The organism is Paenibacillus sp. NPDC058071, from assembly GCF_042885235.1.
Taxonomy (GTDB): Bacteria; Bacillota; Bacilli; order Paenibacillales; family Paenibacillaceae; genus Pristimantibacillus.
Genome location: NZ_JBHVSK010000009.1, coordinates 188,628 through 213,201, shown reverse-complemented (window position 1 = coordinate 213,201; position 24,574 = coordinate 188,628). Strand labels below are relative to the sequence as shown.

Here is a 24,574-nt window from a genome sequence, read left to right as displayed (position 1 = left end):
ACAAACTTTAATCCTACATGACGGAGAGGTGAGGTGAAGTTGAGGGGCTGAGGGATTCTGGTGATACGATTGGTCGCCCCTAAAGCCGAAACGTATTCTTTGGAATAACTGCTCTTTTGCATTTATTTCTTCGATTCTGGTTGGAAAAAAGGGGAATAAATGCACTTTGGCAGTTATTTTAAGTACCCGCCTGCCATTAGCTTTCATACCGCGGTCAATAACTGCCTTTTTGCATCTAATCCTCGATTCTGGCTGTGAGAAGGGGAAATAACTGCGTTTTAGCAGTTATTCCATTGAAAAGTAAGCTTCTTACAGGTTGAATACTATCTGCACGTCCTTTGTCTACATTTAAAGGATTTTACCACAATAAAACGAAAGTATTTGGATACTAATTTAATAAAGAGTGGGGTGCAGCAGCATGGACAAAGACCGATATTTTCTAGAGATGGCGCTAGACGAGGCGGAAATAGCTTTTCAGGAAGGCACTGTTCCAATTGGTGTAGTTTTAGTAGACCCAGATGGCAATGTTCTTAGCAAAGGCAGAAATAGAATTTTTACTAATTTTGACCCGACTTGTCATGCTGAAGTAGATGTAATTCGTCAGGCTGGCAAAAAGTTGTTGGACCCCGTATACAAAAATAAATGCACGTTATATTCGACAGTCGAGCCTTGCCCAATGTGTTCAGGGGCAATAATATTATCTGATATTTGTAGGGCGGTTTGGGCGCTAAGCGATGATTACTTAGGTGCTATGAGGACCATGAAGGAAGGTAGCCACTTCAGACATAAATTCGATAAAGTTTCTGTAACGGCTATGCCATTTAAGGACTTAGCTATACGTTCTCAAGAGCTTCATCGAAAATGGGACGAACAGCGCGGATTAAAATATGTAGTGAGTGACATTGTATAAATGGATACTCAAATGAACCAATTTTATAAAATATACGAAAACAGCGAGATGAAAAAGAAACCCTGACATCGGGTTTCTCGATAATGATAAGGGATGTTCCAAACATACCCCTAGAACCGCCATTTCTTCATTTTCGCCTTCTGTTCATTAAGCAAGCGGATATATCAAAATAAGAAAACGAAGAGGACATCCTACTTCCTTTTCAGCTCTATTGACCTGTTAGAGCTGCAGCCGCCGATACTGAATCGCTTCGGCGATATGCTCCTCCTCTACCATTTCGGAGCCTTCGATGTCGGCGATTGTTCGCGATAATCTTAAAATGCGGTCGTACGCGCGCATACTGATGCCCAGCGCCTCCAACGCGTTGTCCAGCAGCGTATGCGCGCCGGGACGTAGCAGCACGGCCCGACGAAGCGATTGGCCGGATAGACGGGAAACGCTGCCAGTGATGCCGAGCTCGGCGTTCCGGCGCCGCAGTCTGTCTCTTGCGGTTTGAACGATTCCGCGCATCTGCGCGGAGGTGAGGGAGGAGCGAGGATCCGTCTCCGTCTGAAGGCCTTTGAGAGCTGGCCTCGGCACCTCGAGCTGAATATCGATTCGGTCGAGAAGCGGGCCAGAGAGCTTCGAACGGTAGCGGGTTACGGCCGTGTCGCTGCAAGTGCAGCGCTTCTCCGCCGTATCGTGGCCGTAATAGCCGCAAGGACATGGATTGAAAGAAACGGCGAGCATTAGCGCAGCCGGGAAGCGAAATACGGCTCTCGCTCTTGCGATCGTAACAATTCCGTCCTCCACTGGCTGCCGCAGCGCCTCCAGCACCTGCCGCGAAAATTCCGGCAGTTCATCCAAGTAGAGCACGCCGCGGTGCGCCAGCGTCACTTCGCCCGGCTTCGGAACTGAGCCTGCTCCTACCAGCCCGCCGGCCGAAATCGTATGATGCGGGGCGCGAAACGGAGAGAGCCTCATCAATCCACGCGCTTCGGTGCTCAGCTTGCCGGCAGCGCTGTATATTTTGGTGACTTCCAGCGACTCGGCTTCGGTAAGCGGTGGCAGTATGCCCGGCAAACGCCGGATCATCATCGTTTTGCCCGTGCCGGGCGGTCCTGTAAATAACAGGTTGTGCCGCCCGGCTGCCGCAATTAACAGCGCACGCTTCGCATGCTGCTGGCCGATTACGTCGCTGTAATCGCCGCATTCTTCGTCATCGATCGCCTGTTCGCCGCCGTTAGCGGTTCCGCTTTCGATTCCTCCCGTATAGCGAAGCGATCCCCAGCCACCTTCCTTGCAGTCGCGCAGATCACCAAGCTGCGACAGGACGAAGAGCTCCATATCCTCAATCCATGCCGCTTCTCTTGCGTTAGCTACAGGAAGAAGCACCTTCCGGACGCCGTTTCGTTTCGCTCGATCGATCATAGCGAGGACGCCTGGAACGGGGCGGAGCATGCCGTTCAGCGACAGCTCGCCGATCAGCACCGCATCAGCAAACGCACTTCCTTCGATTTGCCCACTAGCGGCTAGTATACCGGCCGCAATCGCTAGATCAAAGGCGGTGCCTTCTTTCCGCAAATCGGCAGGCGCCAGATTGACCGTAATCCTGTCCATTGGAAATGAAAAGCCGCTGTTCTTAATGGCGGCCCGCACCCGCTCTACAGATTCCCGGACGGCGGGATCGGGAAGGCCGACAACGCTAATCTGCGGAAGTCCGTTTGAGATGTCTACTTCGACCGAAATATCGTTGCCGTCAACGCCGTGCACACTGCTGCTGCGCATAATACTGAACATAAAAAAGAAGCACCTCCAAATAGCCGGATGAAGGTGCTTCCTTTCGTTCCAGAACGATAATGTTGCGGCTCGGAGCCGCTTTCTAATTAGGGCTATCATAGCGGATATTGGAGGCGGCTGTCAACGATGGAAAGGGCAAGCATTATTCGCCGGAATATGTGCATACTATGCTCCGTAGTTTGCGGATCAGCCGTATATCATCTCATTTTGAGATGAAATCCATATCAAAAAACCAAAACTGGAAGGGTCGAAATCTGGCAGGAAAGATGCTACAATAGTTAAGGTTTGTTGGTTATTTACATATGACTGGGTTCAGTCTATGAAATGGAGGATTTCAACAATGAATATCCATGAGTATCAAAGTAAAGAATTGCTGAAACAGTATGGTGTCGCGGTGCCGGAAGGCAAAGTTGCTTTTTCCGTAGACGAAGCGGTCGAAGCGGCACAATCGCTGGGCACGCCAGTCGTTGTCGTGAAAGCGCAAATTCATGCGGGCGGACGCGGTAAAGCCGGCGGCGTTAAAGTAGCTAAAAACCTGGACGAGGTTCGCACCTATGCCAGCGAAATTTTGGGCAAAGTGCTCGTAACCCATCAAACGGGTCCTGAAGGCAAAGAAGTTAAGCGCTTGCTTATCGAGCAAGGCTGCGACATTAAAAAGGAATATTATATCGGTGTAGTCGTAGACCGCGAGACGGGACGCGTCGTTATGATGGCTTCCGAAGAAGGCGGCACGGAGATCGAAGAAGTGGCGGCTCATACGCCTGAGAAAATTTTTAAAGAAGTGATCGATCCAGCGATCGGCCTGCAAGTATTCCAAGCTCGCAAGCTCGCTTATGCGATCAACATTCCGAATGAGCTGGTCAACAAAGCGGTTAAATTCATGATCGCGCTGTATACGGCATTCGTGGAAAAAGATTGCTCGATCGCCGAGATCAATCCTCTCGTTGTGACGGGCGACGGCAACGTTATGGCGCTCGACGCCAAGCTGAACTTCGATTCCAATGCTCTGTATCGCCGCAAAGACATCGTGGCGCTGCGTGACTTGGAAGAGGAAGACGCGAAAGAAATCGAAGCTTCCAAATACGATCTGAGCTACATCGCCCTCGAAGGCAACATCGGCTGTATGGTTAACGGCGCCGGTCTTGCAATGGCGACAATGGACATCATTAAATACTACGGCGGCGACCCTGCCAACTTCCTGGACGTAGGGGGCGGCGCTACGAAAGAGAAAGTAACGGAAGCGTTCAAAATCATCCTTTCCGATGAGAACGTGAAAGGCATTTTCGTTAATATTTTCGGCGGCATCATGCGTTGCGACGTTATTGCCGAAGGCGTAATCGCAGCAGCGAAAGAGCTTGGTCTGGATCGTCCTCTCGTCGTTAGACTGGAAGGCACGAACGTCGAGCTTGGCAAAAAAATGTTGAACGAATCGGGATTGAACATTGTAGCCGCGGACTCCATGGCAGACGGCGCGCAAAAAATTGTCGCTCTCGTGAAATAAGGTACGACGCGTACGAGAATTCATTAACGGGGATGTGAAATTCGATGAGCATTTTGGTCAATAAAGATACAAAAGTCATCACGCAAGGGATCACAGGCGCAACAGGCTTGTTCCATACAAAAGGCGCATTGGAATATGGCACGCAAATGGTTGGCGGCGTTACGCCGGGCAAAGGCGGCACAAACGTCGATATTACACTCGAGAACGGAACAGTTGTTTCACTTCCGGTATTCAACACGGTAGGACAAGCGGTTGCTGCTACAGGCGCTACCGCATCCGTTATTTACGTACCGCCGGCTTTCGCTGCCGACTCCATTTTGGAAGCGGTAGACGCGGAGCTTGATCTGGTCATCTGCATCACGGAAGGCATTCCGGTACTGGATATGGTCAAAGTGAAGCGTTATATGGAAGGCAAGAAAACAACACTGATCGGACCTAACTGTCCGGGCGTTATTACGCCGGGCGAATGCAAGATCGGCATTATGCCGGGCTACATTCATGCGAAAGGCCATGTGGGCGTTGTTTCCCGCTCCGGTACGCTGACGTACGAAGCGGTTCACCAACTGACAACTCGCGGAATCGGCCAATCGTCGGCCGTAGGCATTGGCGGCGACCCGGTTAAAGGCTCCGAGTTTATCGATATTTTGAGCCAATTCAACGACGACCCCGACACTTATGCCGTTATTATGATCGGCGAAATCGGCGGTACGGCGGAAGAAGAAGCAGCTCAATGGGTTAAAGCGAACATGAAGAAGCCGGTTGTCGGCTTCATCGGCGGCGCAACGGCGCCTCCGGGCAAACGCATGGGTCACGCAGGCGCGATCATTTCCGGCGGCAAAGGTACAGCGGCTGAAAAAATCGAAACGCTTGAAGCTTGCGGCATTCGCGTAGCGCCAACGCCTTCCGAAATGGGCTCGACGCTCGTTGCTGTTCTGGAAGAGCAAGGCTTGCTTGAGAAATGCACGAACGTGAAATAATAATCGCATATCAGTATGCGTAAAAGGTAAGCAACCTTTCGATCCCCTATCGGGGCTTGGAAGGTTGCTTTTTTTTACATTTCGGCTATGAAAATAATTAGTCCGCTTGCATTCTACCTTCCGGTAACGCAAAATAGGAAAGGATGCCGGCAGACCTCGAGGGAGAGAGTCTAATGGAAATGGAAAGCGGTAGCGAAGCGGGATTGAGATCGAAATCCGATTTGGAGCAATACAGATCGATGGCTATCCGGCTGCACGAGGTGCCTGGGGTTGGCTGGCACTCGATACGTAAAGCGATTGACGGCGAGCTATGGAGGCTGGGTGAGCAGGTTGAGGAAAAGCATTTTGCCGCTGCAGGCTTTCAGAAAGCCCAGGCGCAGGCTGCTGCCGCTCGCATGCGCCAGCCGCTGGCGGCGCCGGGATCGTCTTATATGAAGGCGCAGGAGCGCGGTGCGGCCGTTATAACGCCATTTGACGAACGATATCCCCGTTACTTGAAGGGAATTCCGCAGCCGCCTTGGGTACTATATGCGCTTGGTCAGATCGAATTGCTGCAACGACCAGCGATAGCGGTCGTCGGGACGCGCCATCCTACCGCCTACGGAAGGCATTCGGCTGCCTCCTTTGCCGAACAGCTTTCAGCGCGCGGGGTAACCGTGATCAGCGGACTAGCACGCGGTGTAGACGGAATCGCTCACGAGGCTGCCCTGAAGGGTCCGGGCTCTACGGTCGCCGTGCTTGCATGCGGGGTCGATACTTGTTATCCTTCAGAGAATAGGCAGTTATATCGCGAGATTGAAAGGCGGGGACTGCTGCTGTCCGAAACGCCGATAGGCGCAAAGCTGCATCCAGGCATGTTTCCGCTCCGAAACCGGATTATTGCAGGTCTCTCAATCGGCACACTTGTCGTCGAAGCTGCGGTTAAGAGCGGGTCGTTAATTACGGCGCATCAGGCGCTAGACATGTCAAGGGAGGTTTTTGCGGTACCCGGTCCCATTTCATCTCCGAAGAGCGCGGGTACGAACGAACTGATCGTACACGGCGCGAAACTGGTCAGCCATGCCGAACATATAATAGAAGAGTTTCGTTATCGAATCCCCGAACTGCTTAGAATCGTTAGGCGGCACGAGCGGTCGACGGCGGTAGAAGAGGCTGCTGCAGAGCGGAATGGAACCGATGCGGAAGAGCGTCGAGTCGTTGAGCTACTGCGCGATTCGCCGCTGTCGGTGGATGATTTGCATCGGCTGACGGGAATCCCGTTTGGACATTTGAGCGCACTTCTGATAAATTTATGTATAAAACGGAAAATAGAGCAGCAATCAGGATCATTTTATATAGGATTGTAACTAGTTGTAGAGAGGGGGCGCCTACCATGGCAGATTCACTCGTAATCGTCGAATCACCGGCCAAAGCCAAAACCATCGGCAAATATTTAGGCAGCAAATATATTGTCAAAGCATCGATGGGCCACATTCGCGATTTGCCAAAAAGTCAAATTGGCGTCGAGGTCGACAATGATTTTCAGCCGAAATATATTACGATACGCGGCAAAGGTGCAGTCCTCAAGGAATTGAAGGATGCAAGCAAAAAAGTGAAAAACGTCTATCTCGCGGCCGATCCGGATCGCGAAGGCGAAGCGATCGCTTGGCATTTGGCTCACTATCTCGAATTGGACGAGAAGGACACTTGCCGCGTCGTATTCAACGAAATTACGAAGCAGGCGGTTAAGGACGCATTTAAGACGCCGCGCAAAATTAATATGGATTTGGTCAACGCCCAGCAGGCGAGACGTATTTTGGATCGCCTTGTCGGATATAAAATCAGTCCGCTTTTATGGAAAAAGGTCAAGAAAGGCTTGTCGGCAGGCCGCGTACAATCGGTTTGCGTCAAGCTGATTATCGACCGCGAAAACGAGATCGACGCCTTTGTTCCAGAAGAATACTGGTCGATTACTGCTAAGCTGCTCCAAAACGGCGTTCCGTTCGAGGCGAAATATTATTCGATCGGCGGCGAGAAGAAGGAGCTTGGCAACGAGCAGGAAATGCAAGCAGTGCTTGCAGCGCTGTCTAAGGACGGATTTACCGTCGCTGAGGTGAAGGAGAAGGAAAGGCTGCGCAATCCGGCTCCTCCGTTCATTACAAGCTCACTGCAGCAGGAGGCGGCCCGTAAGCTTGGCTTCCGCGCATCGAAGACGATGTCCGTTGCGCAGCAGCTGTATGAAGGCGTCGAGCTCGGCAAAGAAGGCACTGTCGGTTTAATTACCTACATGAGAACCGACTCGACACGTATATCGCCGATTGCCCAGGAAGAAGCAAAGGAATTCATCTCCGGCAAATACGGCCCGGAATTTTTCCCTGAGCAGCCGCGCGTGTATACGAAAAAGAACAGCAATGCACAGGATGCTCACGAAGCGATTCGTCCGACATCGGTATTGCGCGATCCAGAGACGATGAAGCCATTTTTAAGCCGCGATCAGCTGAGGCTGTATAAGCTTGTTTGGGAGCGTTTCGTTTCGAGTCAAATGTCGTCTGCGGTGCTGGATACGATGACCGTCGATCTCTCGTCGGGTGATGCGATGTTCCGTGCGAACGGCTCGAAAATCAAGTTCCCTGGCTTTATGAAGGTCTATGTAGAAGGCAACGACGACGGTGCGGAAGAAGAACATAAGTTTTTGCCTCCGTTCGCCATTGGCGACACCGTCAAGTCTGAGTCGATTGAGCCGAAGCAGCATTTCACACAGCCGCCGCCGCGTTACAGCGAGGCAAGACTAGTCAAAACGCTGGAAGAGCTGGGTATCGGCCGCCCGAGTACGTACGCACCGACGCTAGAGACGATTCAGAAGCGCGGCTACGTGGCGATCGAAGAGAAAAAGTTTATTCCGACCGAGCTTGGGGATCTGGTTATCCAGCTAATGGAGGAGTTTTTCCCGGAAATCCTCGATGCGGAATTTACGGCTAATATGGAAGGCGACCTTGACCATGTCGAAGAAGGCAGCCAGGATTGGGTCAAGGTGCTAGCGTCCTTCTACGATTCCTTCGAGAAGAGGCTGGAAGTCGCTGAAGAGGAAATGAAGGAAGTCGAGATTCAAGACGAGGTGTCGGACGAGATTTGCGAAAAATGCGGACGCCACATGGTATACAAGATGGGGCGCTTCGGAAAATTTCTCGCTTGCTCGGGCTTTCCGGAATGCCGCAACACAAAGCCAATCGTCAAAGATATCGGCGTTACTTGCCCGAAATGCCACGAAGGTAAGATTATTGAAAGAAGAAGCAAAAAGGGACGGATTTTTTACGGCTGCGATACATATCCGGCATGCGATTACGTCTCTTGGGATAAACCGTCGGGCAAGCCTTGTCCGAAATGCGAAACGATGCTCGTCGAGAAACGGAACCGCAACGGCGCCCGTTTGCAATGTCCATCCTGCGACTATTCAGAAGAGATCGCGGACGACGAACAAGAACAAGCATAAAAAAGGCTCATGGCACAGACACCGGTCCTCCTCTAACAGGGAGGACGGCTCTGTTTATTCCGCCAATTGATCCATATACTGGAGGTACTTACATTGTCTCAAACGAATGCAACCGTAACCGTCATCGGCGCGGGTCTGGCGGGCAGCGAAGCCGCTTGGCAAATCGCGTCGCAAGGCGTTCCCGTTATCTTATATGAAATGCGTCCGGTCACAAAAACGCCGGCCCACCATACGAATCAATTCGCCGAGCTTGTGTGCAGCAACAGCCTGCGCGCTAACGGTCTAACGAACGCCGTCGGCGTTCTCAAAGAAGAAATGCGTCAGCTCGATTCGCTTGTTATCGGCAGTGCAGACCGCAACGCTGTGCCGGCGGGCGGGGCGCTGGCTGTCGACCGCGACGGTTTCTCGGGTGAAGTGACGCGCTTGCTTCGCGAGCATCCGCTCATTGAAGTACGCAATGAGGAAGTAACCGAGATTCCGCAGGACGGCATCGTCGTCATTGCGACCGGACCGCTTACGGCGCCTTCGCTATCGACGCAAATCCGCGATTTGCTGGGAGAGGAGTATTTCTACTTCTACGACGCAGCTGCGCCGATTATCGAGAAAGATTCGATCGATATGAGTAAAGTATACTTAGCATCCCGTTACGACAAGGGAGAAGCTGCTTATTTGAATTGCCCGATGACGGAAGAGGAATTCGACCGTTTTCATGAAGCACTGACGACGGCCGAAAAGGCCGAGTTGAAAGAATTTGAGAAAGAGGTCTACTTTGAGGGCTGCATGCCAATCGAAGTCATGGCAGGCAGAGGCAAGCAGACGGTGCTGTTCGGTCCTATGAAGCCGGTCGGTCTCGTCAATCCGCATACAGGAAAGCTGCCTCATGCCGTTATCCAGCTGCGTCAAGACAATGCGGCAGGCACGCTGTACAACATGGTCGGCTTCCAGACACATTTGAAATGGGGCGAGCAGAAGCGCGTGTTCCAGCTCATTCCTGGACTGGAAAACGCCGAGTTCGTCCGTTACGGCGTCATGCACCGCAATACGTTTATCAACTCGCCGCGCGTCATGCAACCGACGTATCAATTAAAAAATCGCAGCACGCTGTTTTTCGCCGGTCAAATGACGGGCGTAGAAGGATACGTCGAGTCGGCCGCTTCCGGCCTAATCGCCGGTTTCAACGCCGCTCGGCTTGCAAAAGGACTGGAGCCGGTCGTGCTCCCTGTCGATACGACGCTTGGAAGTATGGCGAACTATATTACAACTGCCGACTTCAAACATTTTCAGCCGATGAACGCCAACTTTGGCTTGTTCCCGCCGCTTGAAAGCCGCATCCGCAACAAAAAAGAGAAAAACGAGGCGATTGCGAACCGCGCACTTGAGGGCATCGCAGCTTTTAAGCAGGAATACTTCGAGCATTTAGCCGTAAAGTAAACAAGAGGAGCGATTTTTCGCTTTTCTTTTGTGTGGAGCAAGCACGGAAAGAAACGCCGTTTCGTTTGAAACGTATGTGTAAGACGGAGCGGTGAGTTGCCGTTCTGTTAAACTTTTTAGGAGAGTGCGACCATGGAAATGGAATTTCACGCAACGACCATATGCGCGGTCAGACACGAAGGCAAGGGCGCGATTGCAGGCGACGGTCAAGTGACGTTCGGCAACAGCGTCGTCATGAAAAATAAAGCGAAAAAGGTACGCAGGCTGTACCGCGGGCAAGTGATCGCTGGTTTTGCCGGCTCGGTTGCCGACGCTATTACGTTATTCGAAAAGTTCGAAGCGAAGCTGGAGGAGCATCAGGGCAATCTGCAGCGGGCCGCCGTAGAACTGGCGAAGGAGTGGAGATCCGACCGCGTTCTCCGCAAGCTGGAAGCGTTGATGATTGTCATGGACAGTACTGGACTGCTGCTTATTTCCGGCAACGGGGAAATTATTGAGCCTGACGACGGCATTTTGGCGATCGGATCGGGCGGCAATTATGCGCTGTCTGCGGCAAGGGCGCTGTTCAAGCACGCTCCGCAGTTGGAAGCCAAGGAGATCGCTCGCGCTTCTTTGGAAGTAGCTGCCGACATATGCGTCTATACGAATCATAATATAATTGTAGAAGAAATCGGCTGATCGGAGGGAATTCAAATGGTCAATGATGCATTAACACCAAGACAAATCGTTGCCGAACTGGATAAATATATCGTCGGTCAGAAGCAAGCCAAGCGTTCAGTCGCTATCGCGCTGCGCAACCGTTATCGGAGAAGCAAGCTGGATGATAATATTCGCGATGAGATTGTGCCGAAAAATATTTTGATGATCGGACCGACTGGCGTCGGTAAAACCGAGATCGCTCGCCGTTTGGCGAAATTGGTCAAAGCGCCTTTCGTCAAGCTGGAAGCGACAAAGTTCACGGAAGTCGGCTATGTCGGCCGTGACGTGGAGTCCATGGTCCGCGATTTGGTGGAAACCGCTATTCGCATGGTCAAAGCGGAGAAAACCGAGCAGGTGAAGGATAAAGCGGAGAAACAGGCTAACGAACGGCTTGTTCAACTTCTTGTACCTTCGAAGACCAAGGAGAAGCAGGGCAAAAATCCGTTTGAAATGCTCTTTGGCGGCGGGCAAAACGATCAAAACGAGACAGATCAAGAGCCTGAGCAGGATCAGAACATCGTCGCTAAACGTTCGCAAGTGAAGGAAGACCTAGCCGCAGGCAAGCTGGAGAACGAGCTTGTCGAAATCGAGGTTGAGGATGCTGCGCCGAATGTGCTTGATATGCTGGGCGGTCAAGGGCAGGAAGGCATGGGTATGAATATGCAGGAGCTGTTCGGTCAGCTGCTGCCGAAAAGAACGAAGAAACGGAAGCTCCCGGTAAAAGAAGCACGCAAAATATTAACGCAGGAAGAAGCCAATAAACTGATTAATATGGATGAAGTTATTGGAGAATCCGTGACGCGGGCAGAACAGTCTGGTATTATCTTTATTGATGAAATCGATAAGATCGCCAGTCCGTCAAGAGGCTCGGGGCCTGATGTTTCCCGCGAGGGCGTACAGCGCGACATTTTGCCAATCGTAGAAGGTTCAACGGTCATGACTAAGTATGGCCCGGTCAAAACGGACTATATTTTATTTATTGCAGCTGGAGCGTTTCATATCGCGAAGCCTTCGGATCTGATTCCGGAGTTGCAAGGCCGCTTCCCGATTCGGGTGGAACTGACGTCGTTAAGTCTGGACGATTTCGTCAGCATTTTGAAGGAGCCGAAAAACGCTCTTACCAAGCAATATGCCGCCCTTCTTGAAACGGAAGGCATTTCGATCGACTTTTCCGACGACGCGATTCGCGAATTGGCGTCGATTGCCGCCGAGGTCAATCGTAATACGGAGAATATCGGCGCGCGCAGACTGCATACCATTCTGGAGAAGCTGCTGGAAGATTTGTCGTTTGAAGCGCCGGACATCACCCTCGACCGGATGACGATTACGCCGGAGTATGTGAAGGAAAAAGTAGGAGGCATTGCGCAAAACCGCGATTTAAGTCAATATATATTGTAGTTGGCAAGAGCTTTGGGAGGAAGTAAGCATGACTTTATTAACAAAAACAAGAACGTTGAACCGGCTGCTCCAACGAGCGGCCGGTAAGGCGGTTAATTTCCGAGAGATGGCAGAGGTGCTTTGCAGCACGATCCAAACGAACGTATTTGTCGTCAGCCGCAAAGGGAAGGTGCTCGGCTGCGCTGCCGTCAACCCTTACGATCACGATGCGCTGCGCGCGCTGCCTGTCGAGGAGCTTCGCTTCTCGATGGAAAGCAACAGCGTTTTTTTGGACATGCTGGAGCCGGTAACGAACGTTGCTCCGGATAAAAGCGTCTATGAAGCGTTTCCAGCGCTAGGCGAGCAGGAGATCATGACGGTAGTCCCAATTATGGGAGGCGGAGATCGACTCGGAACGCTTGTTTTGACGCGCAAAAGCGGAACGTTTGACGACGACGATCTCGTGCTGGCAGAGTACGGTTCGACGATTGTCGGAATGGAGATCGTCCGTGAGCGGGTGGACGAGGTGGAGCAGGAGGTGCGCAGCCGCGCAGTCGTCTCGGTTGCGATCGGTTCATTATCGTTTAGCGAGCTTGAAGCGGTTGAGCATATTTTCGAAGAGCTGGACGGCAAGGAAGGTTTGCTCGTCGCGTCGAAGATTGCCGATCGTGTCGGCATCACTCGTTCGGTCATCGTGAATGCGCTGCGCAAGTTGGAGAGCGCGGGCGTAATCGAGACAAGATCGCTCGGGATGAAAGGCACCTATATTAAGATTCTCAACGCACAGCTGCTGCTGGAACTGGAGAAAGTGAAAGCATAATATCCCATTTGGGACAAACAGCCCATTTAAGCCCTATCTTTTGTTAAAGATAGGGCTTTTTTCTTATTGTAATATTTTAGGGAATTGTTGAATATTATCTTGTCGGCAAATATCGACAGCTTCGTCTCATTTTTTTCATAATAATGTGTCGAAGAAAGAAGGATTGGTATACAATCTGTTGAATAGTACAGGTAAGATCTTCTAAATTGAAAGTGGTGATATAACTTGAAACTGTTGAACAGCGCATCATTTCAGAGATTGGAGAGCGGGGTGAAGGCTGCGGAATTGCGAAATACGATACTGTCGAACAATATCGCAAATGCGGAAACACCGGGCTTCAAGAGATCGGAAATCTTGTTCGAGGAGCTGCTGGAGCAGCAAATAGGACAGCATTCGACAGTAAAACTTGCGGGAAAACGAACGGATTCCAAGCATATCCCGATCGGCAAATCAACGCTCAGCAATCCCGCTCCCAAGTTGACGACGGAGGATCAGACGTTTATGAATAATAATGGAAATAACGTCGATCAGGAAAGAGAAATGTCGTTGCTTGCCAAAAATCAAATGGCCTACAACTATTATATCGGACAAATCAATCATGACGTTTCGATGATGCGGCTGGCGATAGAAGGGAGATAAATGAGTTGAAGATTTCGAACGGATTTAACGCAAGCGCATCTGGACTTACCGCGCAGCGCATGCGGCTGGACGTTATCGCATCCAATATGGCGAACGCCGAAACGACCAGAGCAGGGTTTGTCAATGGGCAATTCGTCCCTTATAAAAGAAAAATGGTCGTTCTGGAGCCAGCGCAGCAAAGTTTCGCCGATATGCTGAACGGCAAGCTTGCTGGAAGCAAGTCGCAGCAAGGCGTAAGGGTCGCGAAAATCATCGAGGATGAGGCTCCGAACAAGTTGGTGTACAACCCGAGCCACCCCGACGCCAACGCTGACGGCTACGTAAGCATGCCTAATGTAGACCCACTAAAGGAAATGGTCGACCTGATTGCTGCAACACGTTCGTACGACGCCAATATAACGGCGTTGAATGCTTCGAAAGCCATGTTTATGAAGGCTCTGGAGATTGGCAAATAAACGAGACTAGACATTCGGAGGTACTGATATGATTCAACCTTTGCAGCTTAATCAAGTTCAGCTTGTCAGCAAGCCGTTCGAAACGAATGCGGCCAAGCAGGCTGCGACGCCCGCCGAATTTACGCAATCTTTCGGCCAATACTTAGAGCAAGCGCTGAATAGCGTTAGCGCGCAAGAAAAGAATGTACATACGTTGAATGATAAATTTATGATCGGCGAAGTTGACGCTTCCGAGGTGTTGATTGCCGCGTCCCAGGCCCAATTGGGCTTGAGTCTAACCTCACAAGTCCGCAACAAAGTGGTCGAGGCCTATCAGGAAATTATGAGGATGCAAGTGTAATCCGGCTTAGGACCAAGCATAGAAATTGGGTGAGGTGACAACGTGAACGAAAAAATCGCCCAGTCATCGCAAAGGCTCAAGCAATTTTGGGGCCAAATGGGCAGAAAACAAAAAATTGGGCTGGGGGCATCGATTGGTGTACTGCTTTTGTCCATAATTCTGTTAACTTACATATTCACGAGAACGGATTACGAATTGGCATTTCAAAACCTGGATTCAACGGATGCTGCGGCTATTGTCAACTACTTAGAAGGCAGCGGCATCAGCTACGAGCTTAGCCCGAATGGAAAGAGCATCTCTGTTCCAAGCGCGGTAGCGACCCGCATCAAACTTGAGGTCGGTTCGCAAGGACTCGTTAAGAATGGATCGATGGGATTCGAAGCGTTCTCGAAGGGCTCGTCTGCGTTCGGAAGCACGGAGAACGAGTTCAACGTCAAATACTTAAATGCATTGAACGGCGAGATTCAGCAATTGCTGAACGGCATGCAAGGCGTCGAGTCCACGAAGGTGCTTGTAAACCTTCCGGAGGAGTCGGTATTTTTAAGTCCTGTAGATAAAGAAAAGGCTTCGGCCTCGATTATGATGAATTTTTTATCGGGTTATCGTCCGTCGCAGAAAGAAATCGACGGTTACTACAACCTCGTAAAAACAGCGGTTCCGAAGCTTGCACTGGAAGATATTACGATCACCAGTCCGCAGGGCGAGTTTAGCTCTTCGCAGGCCGGAGGCCAAGCGGGAATGGGAACGACGGAAGCGGCCGAAACGCAGTTCCAAATTCAGCGTAAATACGAAGCGGAGCTGAGAAAAAGCATTCAATCGTTCCTAGGACCTATTGTCGGCGACAACTTGGTCATTAGCGTAGCAAGCAGTTTCAATTTCGATAAGAAAAAATCGGAAGAACAGCTTGTGAAGCCGCTGGACAACAACAATAACAACGGCATCATCATTAGCGAGCAAGTCGATACGTCGAGTTCAACAAATAACGGATCTGGCGGGGTTGCGGGTACGGGCGATACGGACGTTCCGGGCTATACGGCCGGACAGGGCGGCAGCGGCGAGTCGGAGAACAGCTCGCGAGTGACGAACTACGAGCCAAGTCGGATCAATAATTTAATTGAATCCGGTCCGTATACAATCAAAGACCTGTCGGTCTCCATCGGCATCGATCAAGACAAGCTGGACCAGAACGGTATCGACAATGTGAAAGCGTATCTCGCTTCACTCGTTAGAGCACAGCTCGCCGATTCGGGTCAGGATGTAAATGATGACGTTCTAATTGACAAAAAAGTTTCAATTATTACACAAACGTTTGCAGCAAACGGCGGTGCGGCTCAATCGAATGGCTTCTTATCGACCGGTTGGATGATCGGTATCGGTGCAGCGGCTTTGGCTATTATCGCAGCATTGTCCATCATGCTTGTCCGCAGACGGAAACAACGGCAAGCGGTGGAAGAGCAATTCGCTATGGAACCGCCGGCTAACGTAGAATACCCGTCGCTGGATCTTGATATTACGAACGACAGCCAAGCGCGGAAAAATCTTGAAACTCTGGCCAAACGCAAACCGGAAGAGTTCGTTAATCTTCTTCGCACCTGGCTCGCGGAAGAATAGAGGTGGTTCAAATGGCAAGAGCGGCAACCGGACTCTCCGGCAGGCAAAAGGCTGCTATCTTACTTATTACGCTGGGACCTGAGGTTTCGGCTCAAATCTTCAAGCATTTGCGTGAAGAAGAGATCGAGCAGTTGACGCTGGAGATTGCAAACGTACGCAAGGTTGACAGCTCCGAACGCGAAACAATCATCAGCGAGTTCCATCAAATCTGTCTCGCGCAGGAATACATTACACAAGGCGGCATCAATTACGCCAAAGAAATATTGGAAAAGGCGCTCGGCGAGCAGCGCGCGGTGGAAGTTATCAACCGCTTAACTGCAACACTTCAAGTGCGGCCGTTCGACTTTGCCCGCAAAGCTGATCCGATGCAAATTTTAAACTTTATCCAAAACGAAAACTCGCAAACGATCGCTCTCGTACTCTCTTATTTGCAGTCGGAGCAATCGTCGCATATCCTGTCTTCATTGCCGCAGGAGAAGCAGGCGGAAGTTGCACGTAGAGTCGCGCTCATGGACAGTACGTCTCCGGAAGTAATCAATCAGGTCGAGCGTGTGCTCGAACAGAAGCTGTCCGCGACCGTTACACAGGATTACACGAATGCCGGCGGCATCGATTCTATCGTTCAGATTTTGAACGGCGTCGACCGAGGAACGGAACGTACCATTCTCGACGCTTTGGAGATTCAAGATCCAGAGCTGGCCGAAGAGATCAAAAAACGGATGTTCGTCTTCGAAGACATCGTCAACATCGACAATCGTTCCATTCAGCGCATCATCCGCGATATCGAAACAGCGGACTTGCAGCTTGCGCTTAAAGTGGCGAGCGAGGAAGTACGCGAAGCGATCTTCCGCAACATGTCCAAACGGATGTCCGAATCCTTCAAGGAAGAAATGGAGTTTATGGGTCCCGTTCGGTTGCGCGACGTCGAGGAAGCGCAGACCCGTATCGTCGCTACGATTCGCAGGCTAGAAGAATCCGGAGAGATCATTATCGCTCGCGGCGGAGGAGACGATATCATTGTCTAATCTGATCAAATCCGGCAGTGTGATTTCGCTTGGACAACATAAATCATTGATGACTTTGCACAGTTATGTGCTCCATTCAGAAGAGCCGGGAACGATAGAGGCGGACGAGCCTCAAGGTCCCGATCAGGAAACGGTCTCGCTGCGCGACCAAATATTGACGGATGCCAAAGCATTCGCCGAGGAGCAAGTTCGCGAAGCAGGACGCCAGAGCGAGCAAATGCTGGCCGAAGCAGAGGAACAAATCGACGCCTGGTGGCTTGAAAAACGGCTGCAGGACGAGGAGGCTCTTCAAGCTTCCAAAGAAGAAGGCTTTGCCCAAGGCATCGCAGAAGGCAGCGAGCAAGCGCGTCAGCAATTGCAGCAGGAATGGCAGCAAAAGCTCGAGGAAGCGAGCGCCATTCTGAAGGCGGCCTATGAAATGCGCGAGCAAATCATTCAGGAATCGGAGCCTTTTCTGGTCGAACTGAGCTGCGCTATTTCCGAGAAAGTGATCGGGCGGCAATTGGCCGATACGCCGGCCATCTCGCTAGAACTAATTGGCAAATCGCTTTCCCGAAGAAGAGAGCAAGGCGTCATTACGCTTTGTGTCGCTCCGGAGCACTTTGCTTTTGTGCAGGCTGCCCGCGAGGAACTCAATCTGGCCATCGATTCGCAAGCTGAATTGCAAATCTTGCCGGATGCGAAAGTGAAAGATTTCGGCTGTGTCATCCGTTCCAGCTTCGGCAGCGTCGACGCTCGTATCGATACACAGTTGACCGAGATCAAGCGCGAGCTCATCCAACTTGCGCATCACAGCAACGAAGAGCGAGGTTTGGCGGATGAACGGAATTAAGCTGGATGTTTCGAAATACATTGAACATTTACAGCCGATCGATCCAGTTCGGGTAAATGGAAAAGTTTCGCAAGTCATCGGATTGACGGTTGAATCAGAAGGACCGGATGCCAGCATCGGAGACGTATGCTACATCTACCCTGCCAAAAACGCTAAACCGATTAAAGCGGAAGTCGTCGGGTTCCGTGAAAACAAAGTCATTCTCATGCCGCTCGGCGATTTGCATGCAATCAGCCCGGGCTGCGACGTCGTAGGCACCGGCAAACCGCTCACGGTACAAGTGGGCTCCGAGTTGCTCGGCAAAGTGTTGGATGGCCTGGGTCAGCCGCTCGACGGTTCCTTATTGCCAAGCCGGATGCAGCAATATTCGACCCACAACGAACCGAGCAATCCGCTGCAAAGACCGCGAGTTACCGAACCGCTTAGTATCGGCGTTCGCGCTATCGACGGCTTGCTGACCGTCGGACAGGGACAGCGGGTAGGTATATTCGCCGGTTCCGGGGTAGGGAAGAGTACGCTGCTTGGCATGATAGCCCGCAATACGTCAGCGGATGTGAATGTTATCGCACTGATCGGCGAGCGCGGACGAGAGGTGCTCGAGTTTATCGAGAAGGATCTCGGTCCAGAAGGACTGGCCCGTTCCGTCGTCATCGTGGCGACTTCGGATCAACCGGCATTAATTCGAATCAAGGGCGCGCTCATCGCAACCTCGATTGCCGAATACTTCCGGGATCGAGGGCTGAACGTCATGCTGATGATGGACTCCGTCACCCGTTATGCGATGGCCCAGCGCGAGGTTGGGCTTGCCATTGGCGAGCCGCCGGCAACGCGCGGTTACACGCCTTCGGTTTTCGCTACACTGCCGAAACTGCTCGAAAGGGCGGGCACGGGACCGACCGGATCGATTACCGCCTTCTACACTGTATTGGTAGACGGCGACGATATGAACGAGCCAATCGCCGACGCGGTGCGCGGCATCTTGGACGGTCACATCGTACTCAGTCGACAGCTGGCGCATAAAGGACATTTTCCCGCTATCGATGTACTGGCTTCGATTAGCCGCGTAATGAAGGAAATTGTCACCGAAGAACAGCAGGACGCCGCCAACGAATTGAAACGGTTATTAGCTGTTTATAAAGATTCGGAGGACCTTATCAATATAGGGGCGTACCAGCACGGTTCCAATAAAGAAATTGATGCAGCCATCGATTATATCGATACGATCAATCGGTTTACGAGACAAAAAACGAATGAAAAGGTCGTCCTGGAAGAGGCCCAACAGCAGTTAATTAGCGATTTCCACAGGAGTTGATCTGTAAATGGCATCCTTTCGTTATTCGTATCAAAAAATCGTCGATCTGAAAACGAGCGAGAAGACGCAGGCGGAATGGCTGCTTTCGTCTGCGATCGGCGTACTGCAAGCTGAGGAGCTGACGTTGTCGGAGCTTCGGGGTAAGAGGGAAGAGTGGGAGCTCAAGCAGCTCGGTGCTTCCGAGCAAGCTGTTTCGCTTGCAGAGCTGCAAATCATGCAGCATTATATCGATTATTTGGACGCATGCATCGAGAGAAAGCTCGGTGATATAAGACGCGCTCAACATAAGGTGGACCAGAACCGGTCGCTGCTCGCTGATCGAATGAAGGACGAGAAGGTTTGGATGAAGGCGAAGGAGCATGCGCATGACCGGTTCCGGCAAGTAATGCAGCATAGAGAGCAAAACGAGCTGGACGAAATGGCTACCGTGAGGTTCGCCGCAACAGGCCCTTAAGGCTGTTTTTTGCGCGAAGGCTAGAGGGAGTGAATGAATAGTGGCAGACTTGGAAACGGAAAAGGAGAGTTACAGCGGCTTCGAGCGGCTGATGTTTATTTTGACGCCGATTTTGTTTGCCGTCGTCATGCTGGGCGTTCTGATCATCTTGTTTAACGGCGATATCCGCAATCAGGTGCTTCATTACGGCAACAAGGTTCCGCTGCTGAAGGAACTGCTTCCCGATGAAAAAAGCACGGGCAGTGCGGCCACCGATGATAACAAAATCAGGTCGGAAAACATGGGACGCAAAATTGCGGACTTGCAGGCTCAACTGACGGAGAAAGAAAACGAGCTGGCCAGTACGGCCAATCTCAAGACACAGCAGGAGCAGGAAATAAAAAAGCTGGAGACTGAAATCGAGCAGCTCAATCAATCTAATGCCAAAAAAGCGCTAGAGAACGAAGAATATGATGCCAAAATACAAGAGCTTGCCTCCATGTATGGCAAAATAACGCCAAGCAAGGCGGCGCCGATCCTGCAAGCGATGACGCTTGAGGATATGGTGCTTGTGCTAGAGGCAATGCGTCCCGATGATCGCGTTCGCGTGATGGAGAAGATGAATCCAAAAATCGCAGCCGACGCGACTGTTCAATTGAAAGATACAAAGTCGGCTAAGGATCGTCAGATAGCGGCTCTGCAAGCGGAAAAGAAGAAACTCCTTGCAGCGACCACGAAGGAAAAAGATCAATCGGCCTTGCTCGATAACGATCAGTTGAGCGCAACTTTCAAAGCGATGGATGCCAAGAGTGCCGGCAAGCTGCTCGTTTCGATGGCAGAGGTCAGCCCAAGTAAAGTGCACCGCATCTTGAACGCCGTTGACAACACGACGCGTTCCGCGATACTGGCGGAAATGTCCACGGTCAACGAGAAACTGACAGCCAAAATTATATCCAATCTCATGCCAGGCAAATAGACCAAAGTACGACCGTTCTTCCATCGCCTTGTATGGAAAGGAGGTGAAAATCATGGAAATGGGTATTTCCGGCGCAACAACAAGTCAGACTACAACGTCCGCCGCATCCTCCACAACCGGAGGAGGCCAGACGAAAGCGAACGCAGGACAATTTCAGCAAACGCTATCTGGACAGATGAACGGATCCGCATCGGCGCAAACCGATAAAGCGGGTTCGGCGTCCGCTACAATACTGTCGTCCATCGCTCCAACCGCTGTAGGCACAACGCTTGGATCGGCCGAAGCTACCGATTTGCTCGCTATTATCGATCATTTGATTGCTGAGTTAACGGCAGTCCAAGAGCAGGCGCCAAATCAAGACGAGCAGGATGCGGCAGCCGAAGAGCTGCAAGCGATGCTGGAGCAATTGCAAGCGCTTCTTGCGCTGCTTGGCGCTCCGGCCATGAATCCGTCAAACACAGCGGCAGGTCAAGGCGAGCAAGACCCAGAGAATGGCGGAGGCAAACTGGAATCAGTAAAACAGCATCTGCAAACGTCGCTGTTCCAACTCCAAGAACTGCTTCAAGACGGCACGATGAAGCGCGTACAGCAGCAAGAACCTACGCAATTGGTACTCAAACAGTTGCAAACGCTTGGCGAAGCGCTCCAAACTCGCAAGGAGGCTGGCGCGGAGGCAAAGCTTACACAAGCAGTCGAAACGACAGCTGCTCCAACCGCATCGCAATCGGCATGGCTTCAGCGCTTAAGCGATAAGGCGGGACATCCGTCCGTACTGCTTGCGGCTGTAGAGTCGACTGAAACGGAATTAACCGGCCGTCTGACTGCGTTAACCGGCGAAGAATCGCAAACGGTGCAGCAACCAGCCGTAATTCTAGCTGATACGGCGCGTCACTCGTCCATTCATCAGGCAGCAAAAGCGTTGCTGCAACCTTATGTGCAAGTCGATGCATTTGCCGATAAGATGACCAGCTTCGTACAAAAGCTTAACTTCAGCATATTGGGAGATGGGTTATCGGAAGCGAAGCTGCAGCTGTTCCCGGAACAGCTTGGTCAAGTCGACGTTCGCATTTCGGTGCAGAACGGTATTTTGACAGCTGTATTCCGAGCTGACTCAGCAAGCGCAAAGGACATGCTGGACAATCAAATGGCGCAATTGAGAGCTTCGCTTCAGGCGCAAGGTCTATCGGTGGACAAGCTTGAAGTAACGCACAGCGAAACGGCTTCTCAGCTTTCGAACGGTTATTTGGGCCAAGGCGACAGCAGGCAATCGTTCTCCAACCGCGAACAGTCGAAGGGCGATTGGGTTGGTGACGACGGCAGCTTCGAAGAGGACGTAACCGAGCAAATTGCAATTCAGGATTTGGGCTTTGGCCGCGCGGTCAACGCAACTGCCTAGATAAGCCATAAGACGGTGCGAGAGTAGGACGGGGGTGAATGAAGTGGCAACTGCAGGCGTTTCTTCGAGATTAAGATGGCCCGATTACGACACGGCGAACAAGCCGCAAAAAACGGCTGAAGAAAATCAGCAATTGGACAAGGACGATTTCTTTAAAATCTTAATTACTCAGCTTCAAAATCAGGATCCGACGCAGCCTTTGCAGGACCGTGAATTCATTGCTCAAATGGCGCAATTTACTTCGGTAGAACAAATGATGAACGTGTCGAAACAGTTGACGCTGCTCAGGCAAAATCTCGGTTCGGCTTCCAGCATGATTGGTAAGGAAGTACAGTGGAACGAAATGAACGATAAGGGTGAAGCTGTCATTCAATCGGCGGTAGTGCAAGGCATCGTTATCAAGAATGGCGAGCAATACGCGAAGTTTGGCGATGACACGATGGTTCTAATCGATCATTTGATTTCCATTTCTGAACCGGGCGAGAAGCCTTCGGACTCTTCCGGAAGCGGAGGCGAAGCCGAATGAGTGAGAGCATGAGAATCGGTCATATTTTACCGGTCAAAGCTTCGCTGCTGCAGAACCAGCAGAAGGCGCAAACGGCAAACACCGCCCCCGCCAGCGAGTTCAATAAGCTGTTGAAGGCGTCGGAGCTGAATTTTAGCCACCATGCGGAGACGCGTATGAAGCAAAGAGGCATTCAACTGCAGCCGGAAGCGTTGTCCAAAATTATGGACGCGGTGAAGGAGGCGGAAACGAAAGGCGCGGTAGATTCGTTAATCGTGTTGAAAGATGTTGCGATGATCGTCAACGTGCCTAGTCGAACCGTAGTAACGGCGATGGATGGTACTCAACTTCACAGCAACGTTTTCACTCAAATCGACAGCGCGGTCATTATCAATTAAAGGGCCGGACCGACAGGAAGCCCTAGAGCTGCGGACCGACTGAAGCAGCCTTTTATCCGCGGATAGCGGAATCAAAAACCAAGAGGGGGATTTACCCATGTTAAGATCGATGTATTCCGGCGTGTCCGGCATGCGCGGTTTTCAAACTAAGCTTGACGTGATCGGCAACAACATTGCAAACGTAAATACGGTTGGCTTTAAAGGCGGCCGCGTTATGTTCAGCGACGTTCTCAGCCAGACGACAGCCGGTGTTACCGGCGCGGTTCAAGGCGAAACGGCAGGCGTCAATGCGAAGCAAATCGGTCTCGGCGTGTCGGTCGCATCTATCGACACGATGCATACGCCCGGCAGCGCGATGACGACGAACAATCCTCGTGACTTCCGGATTGACGGCGACGGCTTTTTTGTCGTCAGCCAGGGCGACGGCGCTCCTCAATTTTTCACTCGCGCAGGCAATTTCACCGTGGATGCGGCGAGACAACTCGTAACGAACGAGGGTATGTTTGTGCTTGAAGCGGGCGGGGGACTTATTGAGATTCCTGAAGACGTTGTTTCCTTCAGCGTCGGCCAAGACGGCTGGATTCGCGGCATCACTGGCGAGGACGAAGTTGTAGAAATCGCGCAAATCGGCTTGGTGAAGGTAGTCAATCCTAGCGGTTTGCTTAAAGTGGGCAGCAATATGTACCAAATTACACCGAATGCCAATCCAGACGGCGCATTTGACATTGTAACCGCAAATGATCCTGACCTGGGAACGGGCGCTATCATTTCCGGTCAGCTTGAAATGTCGAACGTCGACCTGACGGCGGAGTTTACTGAGATGATCGTCGCGCAGCGCGGCTTCCAAGCGAACTCCCGTATCATCACAACGTCTGACGAAATCCTGCAAGAAGTTGTAAACCTGAAGCGATAATCGCTTCTAATTAATCCGCGGGAGGCGCAACGCCTCCCAAAGATGTGAGGGGGCAGCTTATGATCACCGTAACTCGGTTAAATGGCACGAAAGTGATGATTAATGCTCTTCTGATCGAAATGGTCGAGGAGACGCCTGATACGATCATTACGTTAACGACAGGCAAAAAAATCATAGTGGCGGAAAAATCGTCCGAACTTCAGCTGTTGGTCTCGAGTTATTTGCGCACGATCGGCGTTTACGCGGCGACCCAGAAGAGCGAACAAACGGAGGGTCCATTGTCATGAGAAAAATGTTGCCATGGTTGGTTTCTACTTTGCTGGCGATCACGCTGATTGTCATCGTAGCAATTATTTTGATTAAGCCAGTTATTGAAGGCATCGGTAGCGATAAAGGTACAGATACAAAGCCGGTAGCCGTCAAAAAGCTCTCGGCGGAGAAGCGGGTGGAGGTTACTTCCGAACTGAAGGACTTCAAGCGTAATTTGCGCGATCCGGAGTACGTCGTTTTGATGAGCTTCGCTTTCCAATTAGACAGCAAAAAAACGAAAGAACAATTCGACAAACTGCTCGATATTGAAATCAGACCGATTATTAACCGTACGATTGCTGATATGTCAGCCGAGGACTTGCAAGGATCCGAAGGCGAGGACATGCTCGAATCGAAGCTGTTGAATCTGATCAATCCGATTTTGCCTGAAGGCAAGAAGCTGATCAAGGTGGAAATAACGAACTTTATTATTACGCAGATTTAAAACTTGATGCCGACATGCCTTG

At 51.3% G+C, this 24,574-nt stretch carries 25 protein-coding genes; 24 read left to right on the top strand and 1 reads right to left on the bottom strand.

Annotation, left to right across the window (positions count from 1 at the left end):
- Positions 1-418: 418 nt before the first annotated feature.
- Positions 419-910 (top strand): nucleoside deaminase, encoded by a 492-nt coding sequence (locus ACFVTB_RS16775; RefSeq protein WP_387751305.1) that lies wholly within the window; start codon positions 419-421, stop codon positions 908-910.
- A gap of 219 nt (positions 911-1,129) precedes the next feature.
- Here ACFVTB_RS16775 and ACFVTB_RS16770 read toward each other — a convergent pair whose 3' ends face one another.
- The gene (locus ACFVTB_RS16770) at positions 1,130-2,689 is read right to left on the bottom strand and encodes a YifB family Mg chelatase-like AAA ATPase (RefSeq protein ID WP_387751303.1); all 1,560 of its coding nucleotides are present in this window, start codon (positions 2,687-2,689) and stop codon (positions 1,130-1,132) included.
- A gap of 340 nt (positions 2,690-3,029) precedes the next feature.
- Here ACFVTB_RS16770 and sucC point away from each other — a divergent pair, with 340 nt between their 5' ends.
- The 23 genes from sucC to ACFVTB_RS16655 all read left to right on the top strand — a co-directional run bounded on the left by sucC (position 3,030) and on the right by ACFVTB_RS16655 (position 24,552).
- On the top strand, positions 3,030-4,190 hold the full coding sequence (gene sucC / locus ACFVTB_RS16765) for an ADP-forming succinate--CoA ligase subunit beta (protein WP_387751300.1): 1,161 nt from the start codon (positions 3,030-3,032) through the stop codon (positions 4,188-4,190).
- Between the two features lie 44 nt (positions 4,191-4,234).
- Entirely contained in the window at positions 4,235-5,167 is a 933-nt protein-coding gene (gene sucD, locus ACFVTB_RS16760) for a succinate--CoA ligase subunit alpha (protein ID WP_387751297.1), read from the top strand.
- 173 nt (positions 5,168-5,340) lie between these two features.
- A complete protein-coding gene (gene dprA, locus ACFVTB_RS16755) occupies positions 5,341-6,513 on the top strand; it encodes a DNA-processing protein DprA (RefSeq protein ID WP_387751294.1) in 1,173 nt (390 codons plus the stop codon).
- A 26-nt stretch (positions 6,514-6,539) separates the two neighbouring features.
- A complete protein-coding gene (gene topA / locus ACFVTB_RS16750; protein ID WP_387751291.1) occupies positions 6,540-8,636 on the top strand; it encodes a type I DNA topoisomerase in 2,097 nt (698 codons plus the stop codon).
- A gap of 93 nt (positions 8,637-8,729) precedes the next feature.
- Entirely contained in the window at positions 8,730-10,067 is a 1,338-nt protein-coding gene (gene trmFO / locus ACFVTB_RS16745; RefSeq protein WP_387751289.1) for an FADH(2)-oxidizing methylenetetrahydrofolate--tRNA-(uracil(54)-C(5))-methyltransferase TrmFO, read from the top strand.
- A gap of 132 nt (positions 10,068-10,199) precedes the next feature.
- Positions 10,200-10,745, top strand: coding sequence for an ATP-dependent protease subunit HslV (hslV, locus tag ACFVTB_RS16740; protein WP_387751286.1), 546 nt, complete (start codon positions 10,200-10,202; stop codon positions 10,743-10,745).
- Between the two features lie 15 nt (positions 10,746-10,760).
- Positions 10,761-12,164 carry an ATP-dependent protease ATPase subunit HslU gene (gene hslU / locus ACFVTB_RS16735; protein ID WP_387751283.1) on the top strand — a complete coding sequence of 468 codons (1,404 nt, stop codon included), beginning with the start codon at positions 10,761-10,763 and terminating at the stop codon, positions 12,162-12,164.
- 28 nt (positions 12,165-12,192) lie between these two features.
- A complete protein-coding gene (gene codY, locus ACFVTB_RS16730; RefSeq protein WP_387751281.1) occupies positions 12,193-12,963 on the top strand; it encodes a GTP-sensing pleiotropic transcriptional regulator CodY in 771 nt (256 codons plus the stop codon).
- Positions 12,964-13,188: 225 nt separating this feature from the next.
- Positions 13,189-13,602, top strand: a complete 414-nt coding sequence (gene flgB, locus ACFVTB_RS16725; RefSeq protein WP_387751278.1) for a flagellar basal body rod protein FlgB — start codon at positions 13,189-13,191, stop codon at positions 13,600-13,602.
- Positions 13,603-13,607: 5 nt separating this feature from the next.
- On the top strand, positions 13,608-14,057 hold the full coding sequence (gene flgC, locus ACFVTB_RS16720; RefSeq protein WP_387751275.1) for a flagellar basal body rod protein FlgC: 450 nt from the start codon (positions 13,608-13,610) through the stop codon (positions 14,055-14,057).
- Between the two features lie 28 nt (positions 14,058-14,085).
- Positions 14,086-14,397 carry a flagellar hook-basal body complex protein FliE gene (fliE, locus tag ACFVTB_RS16715; protein WP_387751272.1) on the top strand — a complete coding sequence of 104 codons (312 nt, stop codon included), beginning with the start codon at positions 14,086-14,088 and terminating at the stop codon, positions 14,395-14,397.
- A 42-nt stretch (positions 14,398-14,439) separates the two neighbouring features.
- Positions 14,440-16,008 carry a flagellar basal-body MS-ring/collar protein FliF gene (fliF, locus tag ACFVTB_RS16710; protein ID WP_387751270.1) on the top strand — a complete coding sequence of 523 codons (1,569 nt, stop codon included), beginning with the start codon at positions 14,440-14,442 and terminating at the stop codon, positions 16,006-16,008.
- Between the two features lie 11 nt (positions 16,009-16,019).
- On the top strand, positions 16,020-17,033 hold the full coding sequence (fliG, locus tag ACFVTB_RS16705) for a flagellar motor switch protein FliG (RefSeq protein WP_387751267.1): 1,014 nt from the start codon (positions 16,020-16,022) through the stop codon (positions 17,031-17,033).
- Positions 17,026-17,865, top strand: coding sequence for a FliH/SctL family protein (locus ACFVTB_RS16700; protein WP_387751264.1), 840 nt, complete (start codon positions 17,026-17,028; stop codon positions 17,863-17,865). Before fliG ends, ACFVTB_RS16700 begins: the two co-directional genes overlap by 8 nt.
- The gene (gene fliI / locus ACFVTB_RS16695; RefSeq protein WP_387751262.1) at positions 17,852-19,177 is read left to right on the top strand and encodes a flagellar protein export ATPase FliI; all 1,326 of its coding nucleotides are present in this window, start codon (positions 17,852-17,854) and stop codon (positions 19,175-19,177) included. Before ACFVTB_RS16700 ends, fliI begins: the two co-directional genes overlap by 14 nt.
- Before the next feature lie 7 nt (positions 19,178-19,184).
- Positions 19,185-19,631, top strand: a complete 447-nt coding sequence (gene fliJ / locus ACFVTB_RS16690; RefSeq protein WP_387751260.1) for a flagellar export protein FliJ — start codon at positions 19,185-19,187, stop codon at positions 19,629-19,631.
- Between the two features lie 40 nt (positions 19,632-19,671).
- Positions 19,672-20,586, top strand: coding sequence for a MotE family protein (locus ACFVTB_RS16685; protein WP_387751257.1), 915 nt, complete (start codon positions 19,672-19,674; stop codon positions 20,584-20,586).
- 52 nt (positions 20,587-20,638) lie between these two features.
- Positions 20,639-21,982 (top strand): flagellar hook-length control protein FliK, encoded by a 1,344-nt coding sequence (locus ACFVTB_RS16680; RefSeq protein WP_387751254.1) that lies wholly within the window; start codon positions 20,639-20,641, stop codon positions 21,980-21,982.
- Between the two features lie 34 nt (positions 21,983-22,016).
- A complete protein-coding gene (locus ACFVTB_RS16675; protein WP_387751251.1) occupies positions 22,017-22,508 on the top strand; it encodes a flagellar hook capping FlgD N-terminal domain-containing protein in 492 nt (163 codons plus the stop codon).
- Complete coding sequence (locus ACFVTB_RS16670) at positions 22,505-22,885, top strand: TIGR02530 family flagellar biosynthesis protein (RefSeq protein ID WP_387751248.1); 381 nt, start codon at positions 22,505-22,507, stop codon at positions 22,883-22,885. The genes ACFVTB_RS16675 and ACFVTB_RS16670 overlap by 4 nt, the downstream gene beginning before the upstream one ends.
- A gap of 97 nt (positions 22,886-22,982) precedes the next feature.
- A complete protein-coding gene (gene flgG, locus ACFVTB_RS16665; protein ID WP_387751246.1) occupies positions 22,983-23,798 on the top strand; it encodes a flagellar basal body rod protein FlgG in 816 nt (271 codons plus the stop codon).
- A 59-nt stretch (positions 23,799-23,857) separates the two neighbouring features.
- Complete coding sequence (locus ACFVTB_RS16660; protein ID WP_387751243.1) at positions 23,858-24,085, top strand: flagellar FlbD family protein; 228 nt, start codon at positions 23,858-23,860, stop codon at positions 24,083-24,085.
- Positions 24,082-24,552, top strand: coding sequence for a flagellar basal body-associated FliL family protein (locus tag ACFVTB_RS16655; RefSeq protein WP_387751240.1), 471 nt, complete (start codon positions 24,082-24,084; stop codon positions 24,550-24,552). Before ACFVTB_RS16660 ends, ACFVTB_RS16655 begins: the two co-directional genes overlap by 4 nt.
- Positions 24,553-24,574 lie beyond the last annotated feature (22 nt).